17 protein-coding genes and 1 pseudogene are annotated in these 21,110 nt (G+C 36.5%); 4 read left to right on the top strand and 14 right to left on the bottom strand.

Features of this window, described 5'->3' with window-relative positions:
- From H6F45_RS22555 to H6F45_RS22540, 4 genes are all read right to left on the bottom strand, one after another.
- On the bottom strand, positions 1 to 226 hold a 226-nt coding region (locus tag H6F45_RS22555), incomplete at its 3' end, for a helix-turn-helix domain-containing protein (RefSeq protein ID WP_190346125.1).
- A 443-nt stretch (positions 227 to 669) separates the two neighbouring features.
- Positions 670 to 1,476 carry a DUF2182 domain-containing protein gene (locus H6F45_RS22550; protein ID WP_190348436.1) on the bottom strand — a complete coding sequence of 269 codons (807 nt, stop codon included), beginning with the start codon at positions 1,474 to 1,476 and terminating at the stop codon, positions 670 to 672.
- On the bottom strand, positions 1,476 to 3,071 hold the full coding sequence (locus H6F45_RS22545) for a tyrosinase family protein (RefSeq protein WP_190348435.1): 1,596 nt from the start codon (positions 3,069 to 3,071) through the stop codon (positions 1,476 to 1,478). The genes H6F45_RS22550 and H6F45_RS22545 overlap by 1 nt, the downstream gene beginning before the upstream one ends.
- Before the next feature lie 1,003 nt (positions 3,072 to 4,074).
- Positions 4,075 to 5,427: an N-acetylmuramoyl-L-alanine amidase gene (locus H6F45_RS22540; RefSeq protein ID WP_190348434.1), complete on the bottom strand. Its 1,353-nt coding sequence runs from the start codon at positions 5,425 to 5,427 to the stop codon at positions 4,075 to 4,077.
- A 137-nt stretch (positions 5,428 to 5,564) separates the two neighbouring features.
- Here H6F45_RS22540 and dnaG point away from each other — a divergent pair, with 137 nt between their 5' ends.
- Positions 5,565 to 7,475 (top strand): DNA primase, encoded by a 1,911-nt coding sequence (gene dnaG, locus H6F45_RS22535; protein WP_096572388.1) that lies wholly within the window; start codon positions 5,565 to 5,567, stop codon positions 7,473 to 7,475.
- Between the two features lie 27 nt (positions 7,476 to 7,502).
- Positions 7,503 to 8,111 (top strand): Uma2 family endonuclease, encoded by a 609-nt coding sequence (locus tag H6F45_RS22530; RefSeq protein ID WP_137666117.1) that lies wholly within the window; start codon positions 7,503 to 7,505, stop codon positions 8,109 to 8,111.
- A 205-nt stretch (positions 8,112 to 8,316) separates the two neighbouring features.
- Here H6F45_RS22530 and H6F45_RS22525 read toward each other — a convergent pair whose 3' ends face one another.
- From H6F45_RS22525 to H6F45_RS22485, 9 genes are all read right to left on the bottom strand, one after another.
- Positions 8,317 to 9,279, bottom strand: coding sequence for an acetamidase/formamidase family protein (locus H6F45_RS22525; RefSeq protein WP_190348433.1), 963 nt, complete (start codon positions 9,277 to 9,279; stop codon positions 8,317 to 8,319).
- An 89-nt stretch (positions 9,280 to 9,368) separates the two neighbouring features.
- Positions 9,369 to 10,148: a lipase family protein gene (locus H6F45_RS22520; protein WP_096572391.1), complete on the bottom strand. Its 780-nt coding sequence runs from the start codon at positions 10,146 to 10,148 to the stop codon at positions 9,369 to 9,371.
- Between the two features lie 401 nt (positions 10,149 to 10,549).
- Positions 10,550 to 11,146 carry an urease accessory protein UreG gene (gene ureG / locus H6F45_RS22515; protein WP_190348432.1) on the bottom strand — a complete coding sequence of 199 codons (597 nt, stop codon included), beginning with the start codon at positions 11,144 to 11,146 and terminating at the stop codon, positions 10,550 to 10,552.
- Between the two features lie 98 nt (positions 11,147 to 11,244).
- Positions 11,245 to 11,934, bottom strand: a complete 690-nt coding sequence (locus H6F45_RS22510) for an urease accessory protein UreF (protein WP_190348431.1) — start codon at positions 11,932 to 11,934, stop codon at positions 11,245 to 11,247.
- A complete protein-coding gene (gene ureE / locus H6F45_RS22505) occupies positions 11,909 to 12,367 on the bottom strand; it encodes an urease accessory protein UreE (protein ID WP_190348430.1) in 459 nt (152 codons plus the stop codon). Before ureE ends, H6F45_RS22510 begins: the two co-directional genes overlap by 26 nt.
- Before the next feature lie 157 nt (positions 12,368 to 12,524).
- Positions 12,525 to 12,866 carry a cupin domain-containing protein gene (locus H6F45_RS22500; protein WP_187038786.1) on the bottom strand — a complete coding sequence of 114 codons (342 nt, stop codon included), beginning with the start codon at positions 12,864 to 12,866 and terminating at the stop codon, positions 12,525 to 12,527.
- Positions 12,867 to 13,030: 164 nt separating this feature from the next.
- Positions 13,031 to 13,441: a hypothetical protein gene (locus H6F45_RS22495; RefSeq protein ID WP_096572396.1), complete on the bottom strand. Its 411-nt coding sequence runs from the start codon at positions 13,439 to 13,441 to the stop codon at positions 13,031 to 13,033.
- Between the two features lie 40 nt (positions 13,442 to 13,481).
- Positions 13,482 to 14,576 (bottom strand): DJ-1/PfpI/YhbO family deglycase/protease, encoded by a 1,095-nt coding sequence (locus H6F45_RS22490; protein ID WP_190348429.1) that lies wholly within the window; start codon positions 14,574 to 14,576, stop codon positions 13,482 to 13,484.
- Positions 14,577 to 14,767: 191 nt separating this feature from the next.
- Positions 14,768 to 15,169 carry a DUF2267 domain-containing protein gene (locus H6F45_RS22485; RefSeq protein ID WP_096572398.1) on the bottom strand — a complete coding sequence of 134 codons (402 nt, stop codon included), beginning with the start codon at positions 15,167 to 15,169 and terminating at the stop codon, positions 14,768 to 14,770.
- Between the two features lie 386 nt (positions 15,170 to 15,555).
- On the opposite strand from H6F45_RS22485, the gene H6F45_RS22480 reads away from it, so the two are divergent.
- Positions 15,556 to 15,978, top strand: a complete 423-nt coding sequence (locus tag H6F45_RS22480) for a DUF6335 family protein (RefSeq protein ID WP_137668991.1) — start codon at positions 15,556 to 15,558, stop codon at positions 15,976 to 15,978.
- Between the two features lie 565 nt (positions 15,979 to 16,543).
- Here the strand turns inward: H6F45_RS22480 and H6F45_RS22475 are convergent.
- Entirely contained in the window at positions 16,544 to 17,440 is an 897-nt protein-coding gene (locus tag H6F45_RS22475) for a hypothetical protein (RefSeq protein WP_190348428.1), read from the bottom strand.
- Positions 17,441 to 18,255: 815 nt separating this feature from the next.
- Here H6F45_RS22475 and H6F45_RS22470 point away from each other — a divergent pair.
- Positions 18,256 to 20,841 (top strand): annotated as a pseudogene (locus tag H6F45_RS22470) (adenylate/guanylate cyclase domain-containing protein).
- The last annotated feature ends 269 nt before the right edge of the window (positions 20,842 to 21,110 follow it).

The following is a 21,110-nucleotide window of genomic DNA, read 5'->3' as shown; positions in this document are numbered from 1 at the left end:
AATACCAAGGATGGGTAGATTTAATGGCTGCTACTAACCATTTGTGTAAATCTATGGCTGTGGGAAATTTGATTTTTTCTTCTGGTTGCAGTTTGTTATGTAATAATACCTGTTGACACAGTGCTAAACCTTGATTCCAAGCGTGTCTGGCTACTCTTGCGTGTTGCGCCAGTAGTAGTCGTTGTTGCTTGTTAACTTTGAGTTGGGTTTTGAATCCTAGTAGCATACAGTGATTTTACTGTAATTCTGTCACAAAGCAAAAGATGACAGGAAATTTTCAGTAAATGTGAGTATTTGTTAGTATTGGTTAAGAAAACAGTAACTAGCTACTAACCCCACTACCAATTTATCAATCACATCCTGAAAATCCTTAAATCCTGGATATCCTGATTCTGACAATATGCAAGCTTGGACACCCGATACCAGACTACAGAACAGCTAAGAAAATGGAAGAAGTATATAATTCGTAATTAGGGCTTGCTGAATAAAGATAAAACCTTGATAAATTCTGGAAACCACTTATGTAATTTCTGGAGATGTCTATAAGACATCTCCGAAAAAGATGTAGGGACAATTCATGAATTGTCCCTACATCTTATGTTACCAGTGGTCTATTCTAGAGACGTTCTATATAACATCTCTACATTTTTGCATTAACTACACAATGAGTTAATCAATCGTCAATTTCTTTCTACGCCATAGTTGATAGTCACAAATAAGTTGTGACAGCTTGTACAGGATTTCTTCCTCAAAGGGAATCCGCCATTTTATAGGACGAACGGGACGGTATCGGTCAAACATTAGTATTAAAGTTACCACAGCCATAATAATCAGGTGTGTTTGTAGGACAGTTAGAGGTAAGAGCATTAAAGCCCAACAATTTCCTACACACCAAAGGCCGTTAACCATCCCATAGCGCCAACAATCTAAATTAGCAGCCAGTCCAAAAGGTGAAAGGCCAGGAGTCCAGTGGCAGTGGTTCAAGCAGGACTGTTTCCACGGGCTAGACTGCCAAAAAATGGCTAATAGCAAGGCAACACCAGAAGCGCCAAACCATCCCTCGCCCACAAAAAACCTCAGCAAAGCTGCAACAGGCATTAATATCAGACCTGCCAGAGTCCAGATACTGATATAGCCAAAAAGAAACAAAACAATAGCAATCCAACGCCGCCGGATTAAGCTACGTCCCCAAAGGTGACGGATTGGTTGGGCTAACGCAGGAGACATCATAGCAACCAACATCACCAACCAATACAATACGATCACTGCCAGGGAGTGGAAAGAGAGCATATCATCTAGTGAGTGAATCATCTGTCCATGCCCATGAACTGAGACAGCAATCATCCGTCCTGACATTACCTGATGAAGTTCTCCTGGTAGCAACATCACCCCCCAAGCAATCAGGGAAACTTTCAGCAGCGTCGGTAGAGGAGGCTCGCTAATAAATGATATGTATCTACTTAATGTGATTCTCATTACTTGACTGCACACGTCTCACGATACAGGAGTACTTGCTCCACGTTCATATCATCGGCTGGATTATCTTCATTTAGTGGGATGAAAGTAACTTTAAGGTTCTTAGTTCCTTCCCATCCGCCAAATCGAAGTCTAGCAAGGATATCGGTAATTTCAAAAACTTCGGTAACTCCTAGTCCCCCACCTGCGGATGCTTGGCGCACACCAAAAAAGGAGATACTACCCGCATACAGATCAGGATAATCATAACCTGAAGCGCCTTTAGGAAGATTAACAAACACGTTAATGATCCTACCATCCTTGTTGCTGGTGATGTTCACCAGATGCAGGAAAAACCTATGCTCTGAGGAGTATTTTACGCCTTCTCCTGTAGCAGGTTCTCCTATTGGAATCTCTATCGAAGTTCTATTTGCTTCTTTTAATCCTGTGCTGGTGGTACTAGCACCAAGCAGTTCGGATTTTGTTCCGGCAGGCGTGGTAGGGATATCTTTGAGGGGATTTGAAATGTCATCATATTGATAACTGAGATCATACTGGTAATCTACTTTCAGTGCCAAGGTATTGACAACATCCTTTGGTTTGAACTCCCAGACTTGTCCAGATGTCAAAGGTACCATAAAGCCACGTTCACCCGGACCGTCGAGCCACTGTTCTTGCGTTTGGTTTAACAGTTTTATTGTGTGGTTGTCCGCTTTGTTTTCTGGTGTATCTGGTAGTGGCTCCTTCTTATATGGGTTTTTATGCTCCGGATCACTTTTGAGCCAAACTTCCCACAGGCGGTCAATATTGGCATGATGCGACCAAAATAGAGGGTCAAGACCGGCGGTGACTCCGTCACCCATCAGTCCACCAACAAGACCATGAATGTTGTTATGTGGATTGCTTTCTATTTGACCAAAGGCTACAGGGTCATGGCTAAAACTGGTTTTTAACCCACCAAAACCAGTTGAAGAGTTAGATGTTCCTATAAAACTGGGTTGAGTCAATGCCTGTTTTAGGCTTAGCAAGTTTCTTTGTATAAGTTCGTACTTTTGCTTTGCCCCTGGTGTTCCTTTAGCAATTTCTTGTGGCAGTGTGACTAGATCTCCGTCCCGTTGTTTGATATAAAGGGGATTTTCAGACCCATCCGGCATATACTCATTGGTAAATGCTGGTGGTATTTGTGTTGCACGATAATCATCTTTTGGATCTGCGGGGTTCCAGTAAGGTAAAGCCCAATCTGTCCAATGGTAATTAACTTTGATACCTTTCTTTTCGTCTTCTATCATTTCCTGTTTAATAGCTTCACGCACTATTGTTTCAAATGACAGCAAATGGCCACGATGCCAAGGTAAGAAGTACCAGCTTCCATGCTGACATTGTTTCCAGTAAAGGCTTTGTACCCAATAAGGTGGTAACTTTTCACCCAAGGTCAGGAAGCCTTCAACGTGCCATATTACGGGGTCAAAACCATGAAGTGCAGCCAAAAATTCCCAGCTTGTAGGCTCTGAAATTGTCCTAGCTCTGAGGACTCTAACACCCCTAGCATACCAGTACAACACGGGATCATCGAAATCTCCATTCTTTGCCCATACATTTCTGCGAGTGAAAGCCATAAAATTCCTTTTGGTGTTTGTTGGATGGTGAACCGTTGTATACAACCTAGACAAAACTAGACTTGAGTTTCTACTTCAATGAGAAATGAGAGCATGGGAGCGGCTATCCCTCAGTAGAATTTCGCGCCCTAGTCAGACGCGATAAAATCATTGTTCTTATTCAATGATTGGTGAATATTAAGACAAGTTCGTGCATTCATTAATACGCAAGAATTAGCTAAAAATAGCCCGTGTTATCCCGTACTATTAGAACCTTAGATCGATGTAACAAGCACGCTATTTTTATCTATTATGACTTATGCAAGTATTACACCATAGAAACTTTTGCAAGATGTGCTAGACGGCATAAATCATGTAAATAAACAGATTTTTGATATCTGATGCACCCTACGAATGTGCCAGTTGCATAGGTCATGAATATAATAATAAGCACATTTGACGCAATGTCAATATTGAATATCGTTAATTTTAGTAACTTTAGCTAAAATTTTAGTAACTTTAGCTAATTTTTCACTCATTGTATTTTAAATTGTATATCAGTGACAAAATCACTTAAATAATAACTAGATATTTGCGACATAAATTATACTTGCTATACTTGCATTTGGTGGCTACCTTTGGTTTAATTTCCATAGCATCACAATAGTAAATATTGCTACTTAGTAGGTATGCGTTAAAAATTGTCGTTATGGCAAGGCAGGAGGCAGGAGGGAAGAGGTTTTTAGCAATTTTACATTTTTGTACTTGCTTGGTTTTTTCGTGCCGACTTACTTTTATCCCTGAATAAAATTAGGGTTAATTTAGATGTGGTAATTCGTCGTCAACCCCCATCCCTGAAATCCCCAAAAATCCTTAAATTATTGACTTCATTCTCAATAATGTTGATAATATACCCCCCTTTATTGATAAAAATCTTTTTTTCGATAGATCCCCGACTTCTTCAAGAAGCTAGGGATCTGGGTATTAGTAGAAAGAAACCGAAAAACCTCCTGCCTCCTGCTAATTAAATCAATCCTGCTGATTCATAAAGTCTTTTAAACAAAGCTTTAATTTTAGTTCCATAATCTAAATCTGCGGACCATCTTCCTGATAGTTGATCTACAGAAGGAGCGACACCCCTAGTCACAAATCTAAAGCGAGGATCTACTTCTTGTTGTACCAAAGGTTCTAAACTAGCATAGGCTTTTAAATGTTGAATATGCGCTCTTACTCCTATTCTGGCACTAGGAAAAGATGCTGCTTCTGAACCACCACCTATTGCTCCTAAACCAGCAAAGTTATTTTGTTGAGGTTTAATGTCTCCTCCAAAACGTAAAAAGCCAGTTTCTAAACACATTTGACAAAAGGCAAGATCATGATTTACGCCTTCAATGATCGCTTCTTCCCGATAAAGTTTAGGAATGTCAGGAAACTGCACTAGAGCGTTTTCATTGTTATTCCGCAAAAATATTTGTAGCTGTACTTCTGTGGTATTTCCATTAGAAATAATTTGCTCAATGTGTGCCGGACAAATTGTTAAAATGGAACGGAGTTTAAGAGTTTTAGTTGCACTATCCCAACTAATAGAAATATTAAAATCTCGCAGTTCGATAGCTTTGATATAAACTACACGGCGATAGGTTACACGGTTAATATTAGGTGATTTTGATAAATCAATTCGCAACCGATCTACTAAGTCAATGGGAATATAGGAATTACCATTAATTAATACTCCTTGTTCTGGATAATTTTGCCCATTGATGTTAATATTGATTGGTGGATAATTTGGTTCTACAGGAGTTCCCGGATTTGAATCAACTCCTCGACTCCAAGCTGTTAATCCATCTACAATTCCTAATGCAAAATCACGACGACGAGTTTGTAATAAATTGCGATCGTCTGGACTGCTGAGAAACCCTACTTGCATGACTAAAGCCGGTAAAGTAGTGCGGCGACAAAACTGCAAACTACCTAAGCCACTGTCTGTATCTGGTCTGACTCCGCGATTAGGTAATTGAGGTACACGGCGCAACAATCCCATGAGTAACGTTTCTGCATTTTGCTTGCGTTGATTGTTGCTGGCAATGTGGTAAACACTAGCACCCCTAACAGTAGGACTACTAGCAGCATCAGCTTGAATTTCTACAGCCACATCAGTGGAACGAGCGCGAGAGTTAATCCAGGTGATAGTTTGGGCAGCACTTAAATCATCAGGCACAGCTAAAACTTCCACAGTACGCGCCCGCAGTTCTGTTACAATTAAATCCCGTAACAGAATCATTTCCTTAGCTTCAGTTGTACCACCTGCGATCGCACCAGGATCAATACCGCCAGCTTCCCTACCTCCATGCGCGGCCGAAATAAAAATACGTCCCATCTTTAATGATTCCCATTGTTAAGCTCCAGCATGAAGCAATTTTAACGATTATTTTGGGTTTGGGATCAAGAATTATAATAAGGCAGGAGTCAGGAGTTTTGATTTTTCCCTAATCATCAATCACCAATCACCCAAAAATGCAAATCCCCCGTTTACATCCAGATACAATAGAAGAAGTTAAACACCGGGCTGATATTGTTGATGTTGTCTCAGATTATGTAGTTTTACGTAGACGAGGCAAAGATTTTGTCGGGTTATGTCCTTTCCATGACGAGAAAACCCCTAGTTTTACAGTGAGTCCAAGCAAGCAAATGTATTATTGTTTTGGTTGTCAAGCTGCGGGTAATGCCATTAAGTTTGTCATGGATTTGAATAAACGACATTTTGCAGAAGTAGTTCTAGATTTAGCAAAACGTTATCAAGTTCCTGTCAAAACCTTAGCACCTGAACAAAGACAAGAATTACAACGTCAAATATCTTTACGTGAGCAATTATATGAGATTTTAGCATCTACAGCCCAATTTTATCAACACGCTTTAAGACAAAATTTGGGTCAAAAAGCGATGCAATATTTACAGGAAAATCGGCAATTAAAAATAGAAACAATTCAACAATTTGGTTTAGGTTATGCTCCCCCTGGTTGGGAAACTTTACATCGTTATTTGGTGGAAAATAAAAATTATCCTGTGCAGTTGGTAGAAAAAGCTGGTTTAATTAAACCTAGAAAAGAAGGGGGAGGTTATTATGATGTATTTCGGGATAGATTAATGATTCCTATCCACGATGTTCAAGGAAGAGTAATTGCTTTTGGTGGCAGAACTTTAACAGATGAACAACCAAAATATTTAAATTCCCCAGAAACAGAATTATTTAGTAAAGGTAAAACTTTATTTGCTTTAGATCAAGCTAAAGATGGTATTTCTAAATCAGATCAAGGGGTAGTAGTAGAGGGATATTTTGATGCGATCGCCCTTCATGCAGCAGGAATTAATAACGTCGTTGCATCCCTGGGTACAGCATTAAGTATAGAACAAGTGCGGCTATTATTGCGTTACTCAGATTCCAAACAATTAATACTTAATTTTGATGCAGATAACGCTGGAATTAATGCCGCAGAAAGAGCAATTGGTGAAATTGCCACCTTAGCATATAAAGGGGAAGTACAGTTAAAAATTCTCAACATTCCCGACGGTAAAGATGCGGATGAATATTTGCAAACTCATACAGCAGCAGAATATCAGCAACTATTAACAAATGCACCACTGTGGTTAAATTGGCAAATTGAGGAAATTATTAAAGATAGAGATTTAAAACAAGCTACCAATTTTCAAATCGTTACAAAAGAAATGGTTAAAATCTTGCAGAAAATCGTTAATAGTGATACACTTAATTACTATATTTCCTACTGTGCAGAAATACTCAGCTTAGGGGACGCTAGACTTATACCCCTACGAGTTGAGAACCTACTAACTCAAATTGCACCTGCTAGTGTGCAAACTCCACCTTTGCGTTTACGCAAACCAGAGTCAAAAACGCCAAAGCTATCTCTAGTAACCACTGAACGCAGTTTATTAGAACAAGCAGAGGCGTTATTATTACGAATTTTTCTCCATTGTCCTGAACAACGTCAAATTATATTTGAGGAATTAGAAGAAAGAAATTTAGAATTTAGCCTTTCTCATCATCGGTTTTTGTGGCAAAAAAGTTTAGAATTTCCATTAGAAGAAGTAGACTTAATTTCTAACTTACAAAATCGGTATTTAGAATTAGAAGAAGATTTAAAAATAGTATCTCATGTATTTCATTTGAATGAAAAAAACAAGCAAGAAATACTGCGTACTCCCCAAGTTGTACAAGCAACCTTAGCTTGTATGGAAATAGTTTTGAGGGAAAAACGCTATCGTCATTTTATGGAACTGTGGGAAAAAGTTGATCCACAAATAGAACCAGAAAAAAATAAATCATATTATGATAATGCTATTGCTGAAAAAAGACGAATACAAGAATTAGATAAACAAAGACAATTTTCCATAGCCGAATTATTTTAATCAAAGAATAGGGAGTATACTAATTCTATGAAACTACAAACAACTATCCAAGAAATCAAAACAGTTAAAGCCTACTATACCCCAGAAGAATATTTAGAACTGGAAGAAAAATCAGAGTACAAAAATGAATATAGAGATGGAGAAATTATACCCATGACAGGCAGAACAACAAATCATAATAAACTAGCATTAAATTTAGCTACTAGCCTGAATTTAGCATTAAATGATTTAGACTATGAAATTTATATTGGAGATGTAAAACTGTGGATACAACGTTATCGAGAATTTACTTATCCTGATGTCATGGTCATAGAAGGTGAACCTATTTATTATAGTACAAACACCACAATTGTTACCAATCCTTTATTAATTGCCGAAGTCCTATCTCAATCTACAAAAGACTATGATCGGGGTGATAAATTTCTTTATTATCGTTCAATTCCCGAATTTAAAGAATATATTTTGATTGATCAACATAAACATTATGTAATGCAATATGTCAAAAATAATGAAAATCAATGGATTTTGACAGAGTATGAAACAGAAGATGCTATTTTAAAACTTGCATCAATTAACCTTCAATTATCTTTAAAACAACTGTATAAAAAAATTAACTTTTTGGAACAAATAGAGTAAAATTTTCAATTGAAAATTGACAATTGTTTCATTAAAGGCTTCCGCCGTGAGCGTCAGCCGATAGCGTAGCGTGGCGTTAGCCATACGGTTTAAAACCTCTCCTTTCAACGGGAAAAATAAAAAATAAGCTTTTTCAATCCTCTCCCTTCAATGGAGGGGTAATTGTCAATTGTTCATTGTCAATTATCAATTATTGAATATTCACCTATAACCTGAGCTTTGGTAAAATAGATTTAGATAACATTCCATGAACCCCTTTTTGTGGACTATTCACCACTTGAGTAATATGAAAATTTACTGCTAAACTGCATAAAACATAAGCATCTTCTGGTGATAAATTGGCAAAACGTTCTAGAAAATCAATCATATTTTTTAACGCCAATTCCAAAGCATCATCTAATGTTTCTGCAAAACCCATTGTGATGAAATCTGTAGGAGTTTCTGCTATGGGTGTTGTCAGTTGTAAATCTTTACGTAATATGAGTTTAATTCTGCCATTCATAGATGTTTCAATAGCAGTTACATTTACCTCACCATCTCCTTGTGCAGAATGTCCATCACCAATGGAAAATAATGCACCAGGAACATATATAGGTAAAAATAATTTTGCACCTGCTTGTAATTGACGGTTATCAATATTTCCTCCATAAGCACCTGGAGGTATAGAATTACGGTTATTTTCTGGGGTAGCAACTCCTAAAATGCCAAAAAAAGGTGTGAGAGGAATTTTAATATTTGAACCGGGTGGAAATTCGGCAAAATTATTTTTTAAATCGAGGGGAATAAATCTTAATGCAGCTTCTGTAAACTGCTGTGGTAATGCTCCCCAACCTGCACGAATAGCGTTAAAACCAACAGGTAAACGCGGTGAAATTGACTTTAATTGTACTTCTAAAATATCCCCTGGTTGTGCATTATTGATGTAAATTGGTCCGGTGAGTAAATGGGGTCCTGGTGCTATTTTTTGTTCTGGTGGTAAATTTTCACAGATATCAATAAATTCTGGTGTAAGAAATTCTGAAGGAGCTTTGTCGTAAACGTAATAACCTGTATATGTTTCTATGTCTATTGTGTCATGGGAATCAACAAATAATGCTGGTTTTAAGAGGTGAGAAAAGCCACCTAAATGTACAGTTTCTTTCGTAGCTTTTAAAATGTGGTGAGTCATTTTTGCAGATGCTGATGGCTGAATAAACAATTATCAATTGTCAATTGTCAATTGTCAATTGTCAATTGATAACAGGTTATTTTGAGTTTTCAGAGTGTTTTTTCCAGCAACCTAATATAATTGCGGATATCATGATCTTTCACTCGTGCAGAAATGAAGTTGAAACTAAACCAAGGTCCTAGTCGTAATTGTTGACCTACATGACTATATCTTCCTTGCCACCACCTGGGTAATGCTGGTACTATATCCATGCCATAAATAAAGCGATAAGTGTTAGGAACTCTCTGATTATAAGATTGAGAAAATTCCTTATTGCCTACTTTGGGCGAGCCAAATGTATAGACTTCTAAGGAAGATAATTGAGGGTGAAAATTATATTCAATATCTACACCACATAAGGTTGCTAATGCTCCTCCTAAACTATGGCCTGTGACAATGATATTAGCAGTCTGATTATCTTTGATATATTGATGAATGTGATCTCTAACGGAAAGGTAAGCATTGCTAAAACCAGAATGCATGAGTGATCCAGAGTTCTTACCTTTTTTATATGGGTAAGTTTGCTCGGTTTTAGCAACAATTTGTTGTTGAATTATTTTCTCATCAAATTCTCTATTTTCCTTTTCTTCATCAATACCTATCTTGCCAGTATCGAAGTTATATCGCCAGTCCATTCTTGATTCAGTACCACGAAAAACTATAGTTACTGCTGAGGAATCTGCTAAAATTGCCAATTGAGTATCAGTGGTTTTGTCGCTAATCAGAATTGGTTTTTCAGTCCAGCCGCTAAAGGCTATTTTAGAGAAGTCTTGATAAATTTCTTGACAGCACACTGCCATTTTCACTGCTTTGGAATAATTCACTGTCATCACTAAGTCCTCATCCACAATTTTGAGCAATATGTTGACCAATATTCAGATGTTCTAGAACACCAATTCATTAATCGTAAGGGCGTTCGCGTAGCGTGCCGGAGGCATAGCATTCGGACAGAATATGAACTGGTTTCAGCGATAGGTTATCACCCGAATGCTTCGCCCCTACAAGGTAAAAACAGATTACCTAGCATTACTGAATCGACGTTCTAGGAAACATCTATGTATTATTGGTGATTTGACGGATATCATAGCATTGTTTATTTACAAACGACTAGAGTGCAGCAAAATATAAAAAAATATAAATTTATATTACAAAAATACCTATCATACTCAGATCCCCGACTTTTTTAAGAAGTTGGGGATCTAAAAGTAAAAAAAATATAAAATTTCCAAATTTAGCAGATTTGTGTGGTAATGAATTGAATCACATCCGCTAAACCGATTTTGGTTTTTAAGTTAGTGAAAATAAAGGGTTTACCTCCACGCATTTTTTTTGCATCTCTTTCCATGACGTTTAAATCTGCTCCAACGAATGGTGCAAGATCAATTTTATTAATGACTAATAAATCTGATTTAGTGATACCTGGACCACCTTTGCGGGGAATTTTATCCCCAGCAGCAACGTCTATGACATATATTGTTAAATCAACTAATTCGGGACTAAAGGTAGCGGCTAAATTATCACCACCACTTTCTAAAAAAACTAAATCTAAATCTATAAATTTTTCTTCTAGTTGTTCAATTGCAGCTAAATTCATGGAAGCATCTTCACGAATAGCAGTATGGGGACAACCTCCTGTTTCTACTCCTAAAATGCGATCGCTCTCCAATGCTTGAGAACGTACTAAAAATTGTGCATCTTCTTGAGTATAAATATCATTGGTAACAACCGCTAATTTATATTTTTCTCGCAGTGCTTTACACAAAGCATCTACTAAAGCTGTTTTTCCAGAACCTACAGGTCCTGCTACTCCTACTCGAAAAGCATTCATAAGTAATTGGTGATTGGTGATTGGTAATTGGTAATTAGTAAAATTATTACCTATCTTCTCTTACTGTTCCCTGTTCCCTGTTCCCTGTTCCCTGTTCCCTAGCTTCTAAATAATCTAGTATATTGGGTTTCATGCTGCATACTAGCTAGGGATAAACCCCAACTACAACAAACTAGATTATCATCTTCTAAGGTGAGAATTTCTGACATTGTAATATTTAATAATGTTTGCAACTCTAATAATAATTCTTGTCCAGCAGTTTGACCAAGGGGAATGAGTTTGACTCCAGCAGTAATTAAATTATTTGCCCAACTATGCAGATATGCTAATAATGCCGCATCAGTGTTAATTTGCCAATGAGCGCAAGCAATACCAAAGGCGATCGCATAATTGCAAGGATAACCCACTGCGGTAGCTAATGGTAAAGTTTCTGGTGCAAGTTTACTTAATAATTGGATGAGCGATCGCCCCATTTGCCAACTACCAGCGCGTAATTCTTCTGTATCTCTCACCGCAGATAACCACAAATTCCATCGTTTTAAATCTGCTAAATTTCCCATTTTTGCAGCTTCTAAACCTCTAATCATCACAGCGCCATCTATGCGAATTGACCCATAATTCAACTCAGCTTCTAACCAATTTTTTAAGCTATTACTGCTATTAATAGTACTATTTTCTACCAACATTTCCAAACCTTCAGAATAGCTATAAGCTCCCACAGGTAAAGCCGGACTAGCTAACTGTAAAATAGATAAAAAATGACTATGAGTTAGAGTGATGGTGTCCATAAGATCCTCCATAAGCGCCTAATTCTGGTTGAAAAGGTACAACTTCTTCCTTAATTTCTAACCCTAACTTTTCTAACATCGTGCGTAAAACTGAATCGGGAGATAAGCGTAAATAATTAGGAGTAATTTCCACAGGTACATGACGATTACCCAAATGATAAGCTGCTCTTAATAAGAGTAAAGGTGTGTGTGCAACCACAGTCAAAACAGGTTCAGGTTTAGCAATAATTCTGATGAAATTGTTTTGATTTTCATCAGTGAGAAGATCATCATTATGTAAAACTGTACCTCTCGGTAAACGCAGAAAAACCTCCTTTCCATCTGTTAATGTAAATTTGTGACGGCTACGGGTGCGTTCTTCAGCGGTAAGTGGAAGAGTAAAGTTAACGATAGCATTAATATCAGGAGGTTTAACTTTAGTTAAATTCAACATGATGAAAACAATAAATTATAGATATCTTGGTAAATTTTCAGAAATGATATTACAACAAAACAACAAAAATATCAATAATCTGCAAAAATAAATCCCCAACCTTTTACAGAAGTCGGGGATCTACATCCTACACCTTTGATATTTTTATCTTTTATATTTAATTTTCATCCCTAGCATGAATTTGAGCCGGGGGACTCGTCGCTTCAACTGCTGTAAATGGTTGCAGAATTCTATAAGAATGAATTGCACCTTTTGGTACAACCCAAGAACTACCTTTTTCTAGTAAAATTGTCTGACCAAAAATATCTAATTCTGCTTGTCCATCAATTACATAACCAACAGTTTCATATTCCCGTTGAGTTGGTACTTTTTCCTCACCTGGTTCTTCATTTTCCCATAGTCGCATCGAAACAGTTTTTCCCGATGCTAGATACTTTTGACCAAGTTTACCTGTGGGAGAATAAGCAGAATCTACTTTTTTAACACTTGTGTCACTCATATAATTTATGATCCTTATTAACAAGTTATTAGCGGAATTTTTGGCTTTTTTATCCTTAAAAAGGGAGGTTTTAAACCTTGAATGAAACAGTTATCAATTGTCAATTGTCAATTGTCAATTGTCAATTGATAATTTCCCATTACAAAAACTGCCTCCTACCTTCCTTATCTCTTGTCTCTCAACATTCTTTCTGGTGGTATATTCTCTTGATAATAACCTGGTTTATCACCAGTAATTGGCTCTAAACTTTTGTCAATATTTGTGCGTACATCTTCTAAAAACTGTCTGGTAGATTCAGGAATAGGTTCATCAAGATTGAGTTTTTCTCTAATATTATCAGCAGTTTCTTGAAGTTGTCTTTGAGTATTTTCTAGCGGCTGCTCATTTCTGATTGCTTCTTGATCAGGAGTACCTTTATAATAAGTACCTTCTGGAGTTGTCACGGTATCAGCTTGTGCTAATAGCATAGCATTACTAGAGCTAAAAGCTTGGAAGCCAAAAAAGGCAAATACTACAAAAGAAATTACTAGCAGACGTAAAATTAGACGTTGAAAACTCTTAAAAAGACGATTCATAATTATCCTTGCTCATAGGGTTTTCCTGAATAATAAATGCTTACACCACAGCAGCACTAGAAGTAGGTTTAGGAGGCTTAATACCAGCAGCAATTCGTGAACGATATAGTTCAACTAATCGCTGTTCATATTTACCTAAATCATTGTAAATTTCTTTAAAAATTGCCGTTGCTACTGGGTCAGTATACATTGCCGACAAATGGCTAACATCACCAATACCTGTTTGTACATCACCCAATGCACAACGAATTTGATAGATATCATCACTACCAGTCAATGCAGATTTTACCTTAGCATATTGATTAGCAACATTAGCGCCAAAAGATGGTTTTTCATGTAATCTATGCAGATAAGTTTCCAGTTTTTGAATGTGACGTTGCTTATTAATTATCATTTCTTGAAACAGGTTTTTTACCTCCTGTTCAGATTCTTTTTCTAGATACTTTTCTAGAGCTTCTAAAGAATAACGTTCTCCACCTAAAGCAATATTTAAACCTTTAACAATTTCATTCTTGGTTGAACCACCCCAAGCATCAGCTAACTTCCACCATTCTGCACTTGTGTCTTTTTCATCAGGCAAATTAGCATCTTTACCACCATAACCTAAACGTTTTAAAAGTGCCGTTGTAAAAATTGCCAAGTCTCCAGGTTCACGAGATGTAATCAAATTACCATCCACAACTACAGGCTCATCTATATAATTTGCTCCTGCATTACTGATATCTTTACGAATAGCAGTAAACCCAGTTACTTGTTTACCTTTGAGTAAATCACCTTCAATTAAAACCTGTGGTCCATGACATATTGCGGCTATTAATTTACCTTGCTTCATGGCTTCCCGCACAAAGCAAACTGTGTGACAATTACGCCGCATTTTATCAGGAGCCATACCCCCAGGAATAACCACTGCTGCAAATTCATCAACTATAGCTTCTGTTGTTGTTCCATCAGCTTGTACGCTCAGTTTTCCCCTTTTACCCTTATATTTTTCATTCATCCTTGAACCCAAAACTACTACATCCATTCCCGCTTGTTTGAGTGCGTGACAAGGAATTATAAATTCTAAATCTTCTACTTCTTGTTCAACGAGAATAGCAACTTTTTTCTGACTAGAATGATGATTATTGTTGATCATTGGTTTTCTTCCCCTGGCTAATTATCAAATAAATTGATTTTTTACACTTATTCAGTTTCAGTGATTTGAGCCAGCCATCTCGAACTGTAATTGATTGTTATAGCAACAATCTGGTCTAAAACCGGACTTCGTTCAAAGTTTTTGGAGCAGTGTCTAAGCTAAATCCCTGTAAAATAGACCTCTTGCCTTCGTTATGCTGGCATTTCACTTGTTGATGAAGTGGCAAATAATTCCTCATAATCATGGGTAAAATAAGCATGAAATTTCTTGAATTTCTCTGGAGTTACCGCATTTTGTAAAACCGCAAAAACTGCCCGCACGTGCATTGCTGCTGTAGTTGGTTCTATATTTTCTTTCTGACTAGCACGCTCAATAAACTCTTGCAGATGAAAAGATTGACTAGCTTCTGTTTCTCTGCCACGTAAATATTTACCTAATTCTGGTGGTATTTGTGCAGCTAATTCTTGTGCTTCATCTTTAGGAATCAGTTCTCTCACTGTTTCTAATGTCGCACGAGTAGCAACTTCTGCTTCTTCACGGGAATTTGATTGAGCTAGACTTTGTACATGGGTAATAAACTCTGTATATTCCATTTTTTAATCTCCTCTATTTATTAAATCTGAAAATCTGAAAATAATTTCTTACCAATTACCTTACTAAACTAATTGCTAGTTATAATTGCTAATGATTTACCACCTACTAGATTAATACTTCATAGATTGCTTCACTTCGTTCTCAAGGGATATATTTTTTATAACTAAAGTTATAAATCTTTAGTTAGATAAATATATTTGGTGAAAAGTTATAATAAAAAAGTTATAATAAAAAAGTTATAATAAAAACGTTAAGCATTCAGCCCTCAGCCATCAGCCATGTAGCTAAAATATTGAAATACAAAGAGTGAAAATAAACAGATGCAGATAAGGTTCATGAAATTACAATTTCTAAATCTTTGTTATTGCAGCAAGTAGCTATTATCATGACAAAAAAACGAAAAAAACAGGAAAATAAAACTGATGATTTGCCACAGGGAATTACTGAATCCTATGGTACAGGCGTAAAAAACTTACCGGGATATAATATTGGTGAGCGATCGCTGTGGGAAAATAGACAAGAGTATACAGAAAACAGTCCTGAATTTCCTGCTGAATACCCTATTGCAGGTGATGAAGTTGATAGTTATTGGCAAGATACGGTAGGAGATGAAGCTGTGGGTGGTACTGTTGCTACTCCTGAAAAAAATGTAACGGAGGAATTAGAAACAGCAGTAGGTTTAGAAATGAATGATTATGCTTTTCTTCGCACCAACGATATTTTAAAACATCGTGATAATGCACGTTGGGAACTAGATCCGAAATCCTCTGAAGATTATGAACAACGACGAGATGAAAATAATTCATAATCATTTAGGAGTCAGAGGAGAAAAAAACGGAATTTTTGGCTTTTTCCCCTGGAAAGGGAAGGTTTTAAACCTTTAATAAAAAATTATCAATTGTCAATTTTCAACTGATAAACAGATAAACACAGAGTAAACACTATGCTTGTTACTCTGTGTTTTTTATTTTGGTGATTGGGGCAGCTGCACCCATCGTCACGCCCTTTGCTTCTTGTCTGCTAATTTAAAGCGATTTAAATTAGTCCTCATCTGTCCTGAGACTGGTTTAAATTTAGGGTTTTTTGATTAAGATTCTGCCTTTTTATAGTGTTTGCAGTCAGTGATTATTTTTTCATACAAATGCCAACATTTGTAGTCACATTTCAAGTTTTATATATCGAATTTTACCATGTAGATTTAATGACCCATACCTCATAAATTACCAGGTTTTAAAGGGAGACCTTTATTGATCTCCCCCCTTAATAAGGAATGTTGACCTCATCTCAGAAAGGGTAAAGAGTAAAGGTGTTATTACTCCTTACCCTTTCACCCTTATTTGTTACCCAAAAGTTTGAGGTTAAATTTAATTCAACTAATTCAAAGACTGATTAGATGAAATATAATCCTGTTGACAATATTCCTGAGTTGGGGTTACAGAAACCACTTCCACCTCAACAGGTTTTTCTGGTGTGGGGTTAATAATAAATTCACTAGGACCTACATGGGGTTTTTGTGGATTTCCCCAATCATAGGTATAACCTAAACCAGACCAAGGATAATATTCTTTTTTCGCATTGCTGAAAGAATTGGTGTATATTGTCTTAATTACAGGACTGCTATCTGGTACTGGTAAAGGTAAAACATTACAACTAGCATCGTCAATTTCTGGATCAATACATGGTCTGATTAAATCTTCTGCTTTTACCCACATTTCCACAAAATGGGTTTTGCTAGAATATTTGTTTAAAATCAATCCCAAATATTGCTGTAACCTTAGTGAAAGTTCAATTTTATCAGGAATATTGGCATCTATGGCTTGATATTGCTGGCAAAATTCTTTAACTTGTGGTACTGCTGTAAACCATGTTTGATAAGCCAGTTGTTTTTTTGCACCTATTGGCCAATCTACACTGGGGTTACTCACATATCTCCAAGTTGACATTAAATATTCAATTTTGCCATTATTTTCTCTCCATTTAATTCTAGGGTTACTGGGAGATAATGCCCACAGATCACTCACTACTTCATCTGCTAACGGCTGTTTTGCATCTTCAACAGCATCTGCTAATGTCTTGCTCAAAACATGATAAGTTTCTGGTTGATATTGCAATAGATACTCATAAACATTGACAGGTAATTCTGCTTGGGCTAATTGTACATTTAGTATTTGTGTACTATTATTTGCAGCTAAAGCCCGCTGTGACCATCCGAATAATAAGAAAACACAACATAATAAGCCTAGCAAAAATCGTTGTTGCCAATTCTTCATGGTAAATAACCTAGTAGTGTTTATTGCTGTTGGAAAGTAATACTAGGTCAGATTTTATAATTATTTTTTACGAAATAACCAACGGTGTTTATTTTTTTTAACTAAAGATTTATGTATAAGTAGGTAGGCGTTGAAATTTATCGTTGTGGCAAGGCAGGAGGCAGAAGGCAGGAGGGATGAGGTTTTTAGGCATTTTACATTTTGTTACATAACTTGTTTTTTTCATGCCGACTTACTTAAATAAAACCGAAAATTTACGATTTTCTGACAAATTTCAATTCCCCTTTGAATTGAGCAAAATGGTTATTTTCAAATTTGTTCTAAAAACAAAGTTTTTTATCTTCTTGGTATATCTACTAGATAAAAGCTGAAAATTGAAATTGGATTATACGAATTTTTACTGAAACCATTTAATCTAAGTCGAACCATATAGTTGTATTTTACACATTTATGCCGATAATTTACTCAAATAATTTCCCTAGATGTGTTGCGAGAATTGATACGTGGGTTAAAACGTCGAATCAAAAGAACAAATGAAGAGGTTTAAAAGCTGCTTAAGATTCCTATATAATGACTGGTAAACCTTTCTGCTTTCACGTTTAGGATTGTTTCACCATGCAAGTAGTTTTTAACTCTAATTTGAATTATCAAATTTTCAGCCTCTATCCTCAACAGGATCAATGGGGCTAAACAATTGATTAACGAACAGGGTATACTGTCAAGGAATGATAGTTATAACGGAAACTTAACATAATAAATTTTCTAGACCAATTCAACCTTCGTCAACACTAAATCATAGTATATCAAATAAAGTTATGTCAGCGCAAAACCCCAATGCTGAAGAGACAATGGATTTGAATTTTGGTGTTAACCACCAAGGAACATATCAGGTACAAACACACTCTTCACCTGTAGTTAGTCTGGCTACCAGAAAAGGAACGATTTCCCAGTTTCTTGCTCCCTTAACCCAGGATACTTTTAAACAAGTAGTTCAGGAAGTTGAGCATAAATTGAAAATTGTTAACGAAACCTTATCCATGTTGGATTATAAAGGTTTTGAAACAATTCTTCCAGAAATGCTGCATTCAATTACCTTGAAAACAGGGGAATTACTAGGAGCAGATCGGACAACGATATTTTTATTAGATGAAGAAAAACAACAACTCTGGTCTATTTTAGCAGAAGGGGAAGGAAAGCGACCATTAGAAATTAGAATTCCAGCGGATAAAGGTATTGCCGGGGAAGTGGCAACTTTTAAGCGAGTCATCAATATTCCCTATGATTTTTATAACGATGTGCGGTCAAAATTTGCTCAAGAACAAGACAAGAGAAATGGCTACCGCACTTACACAATGTTAGCTTTACCGCTATTAAATGAAAATGCAGAATTAGTAGCGGTAGTGCAGTTATTAAATAAATTAAAATACCTACACAATCCCGATGATCCTCTGAAAGAACGCATTGATAAAAAGGGGTTTACCAGTGCAGATGAAAAATTATTTCAAGATTTTGCGCCGTCAATTCGCCTGATTTTAGAGTCGTCTCGCTCTTTTTATATTGCTACTCAAAAACAAAGAGCCGCAGCAGCTTTGATGAAAGCGATTAAGTCTTTAAGTCACAGTAGTTTAGATTTAAAAGATACCCTAAAACGGGTAATGGATGAAGCTAAAGAATTGATGAATGCTGATCGCAGTACCCTGTGGTTGATAGATGGCGATCGCCAGGAATTATAAACAACAATTACTCAAGATAACGGTACAACTAAAGAATTACGAGTACCCATAGGTAAAGGCTTTGCTGGGATCGTTGCTGCATCTGGAAAAACCTTAAATATTCCCTTTGATTTATATAAACATCCAGATTCACAAACTGCCCAAAAAATAGATCAAGAAAATGGCTATCGCACTTGTAGTCTGTTGTGTATGCCAGTATTTAACAGTGATCAAAAATTAATTGGTGTTACTCAATTAGTAAATAAAAAGAAAGGAGGAGATTTTGCACCTTATAATCCCTCCCTTTGGCCTCAACCTCCTGAATGCTTCCAAGCTAGTTTTGACGGCAATGATGAAGTATTCATGGAAGCTTTTAATATTCAAGCAGGTGTAGCATTGCAAAATGCCCAATTGTTTGCCAAAGTCAAACAGCAAGAAAAAATGCAGCGGGATATTTTGCGGAGTCTTTCTAATGGTGTAATTTCCTCGGATAAGTCTGGATATATTATCACTGCTAATGAAAGTGCTAAACGTTTACTAGGTTATTCTACAGAGGCGCGTTTAGAGGGGAAATTAGTTAGTGATGTTATCAATATTAAAGACGGAGATTTTAGCCAATGGTTTGCAGATGCTTTAGCTGCAAATGATGTCAAAGATACCCAGCAGTATTATCCAGATCGTACACTTCTAACTACTACCCAAGAACAGCACAGCATTAATTTATCACTCAACACTATTGCTGATGCGAATGACGAAAATAAAGTGTGTGGCGCACTGGTGGTAATGGATGATATCAGCGATGAAAAGCGTCTGAAAAGCACCATGTACCGTTACATGACTCAGGAGTTGGCAGAAGAATTACTCAAATTAGATGATGCTAAATTAGGAGGCGATCGCAAAGAAGTTACTATCTTATTCTCGGATATTCGTGGCTATACCACCCTCACAGAAAATATGCAAGCTGAGGAAGTGGTAAGTATGCTTAATGAATATTTTGAATCAATGGTAGAAGCTGTATTTAGACATAAAGGCACTCTCGATAAATATATCGGTGATGCCATTATGGCTGTATTTGGTTCTCCCTTACCTTTAGAAAAACACGCCCGTATGGCAGTCGAAACTTCTCTAGAAATGCGCTATCGTTTGCAGGAATTAAATCAACGTCGAGAAGCCTTAAATCAATCAAAAATCAAAATCGGCATCGGCATTAATTCTGATACTGTAATTAGTGGTAATATCGGTTCTAGTAAGCGGATGGAATTTACCGCTATTGGTGATGGTGTCAATCTTGGTTCTCGATTAGAAAGTATTAGCAAACAATATGGTTGCGATATTATCATCAGCGACAATACCTTTAACTTCTGTCATGATGATATTTGGGCAAGGGAACTAGATTTAATTCGTGTTAAAGGCAGAAATGAGCCTGTATCTATCTATGAGTTGATCGGAATGCGTTCTGATTCTATTAACAGTGCCAAACAAGAACTAATTGAACATTATCAGAAAGGAAGAGAGTATTATCTGCAACGTCAGTTTTCACTGGCTCAAATGGAATTTGTGAAAGCTTTAACTGCTGATAATAATGATAAAGCTTCAATGTTATATCTGAGTCGTTGTCAACATTGGCTACAAACACCTCCCACAGATACAACTTGGGATGCTGGTGTTTGGACTTTTCATGAAAAATAAAAGTCAGCCATCAGCTATTCAGGAGAAAGAATTAGTTTTTCTCCCTATCTCCCCAGTCCCCAGTTCCCAGTCATGAGAAGGAAATAATATTGTCTACTATCTTAAAGCTGATAGCTGATAGCTGAATACTTACGATTTATCTTCACCAGATTTAGCACAAGTTTTTGTTTTTTAATTCTTCTTATTATTTGGTAATAAAACTTAAAAAAACAACAAAAATTAATTCAAAAAACATTATAAAAATGTTGCATATAGTCTTGTTTGTAACA

Origin of the sequence: Sphaerospermopsis sp. FACHB-1194 (genome assembly GCF_014696235.1) — a bacterium.
Taxonomy (GTDB): Bacteria; Cyanobacteriota; Cyanobacteriia; order Cyanobacteriales; family Nostocaceae; genus Sphaerospermopsis; species Sphaerospermopsis kisseleviana.
The sequence above is the reverse complement of the archived record's forward strand: the minus strand, read 5'-3'. Positions and strand labels throughout refer to the sequence as shown.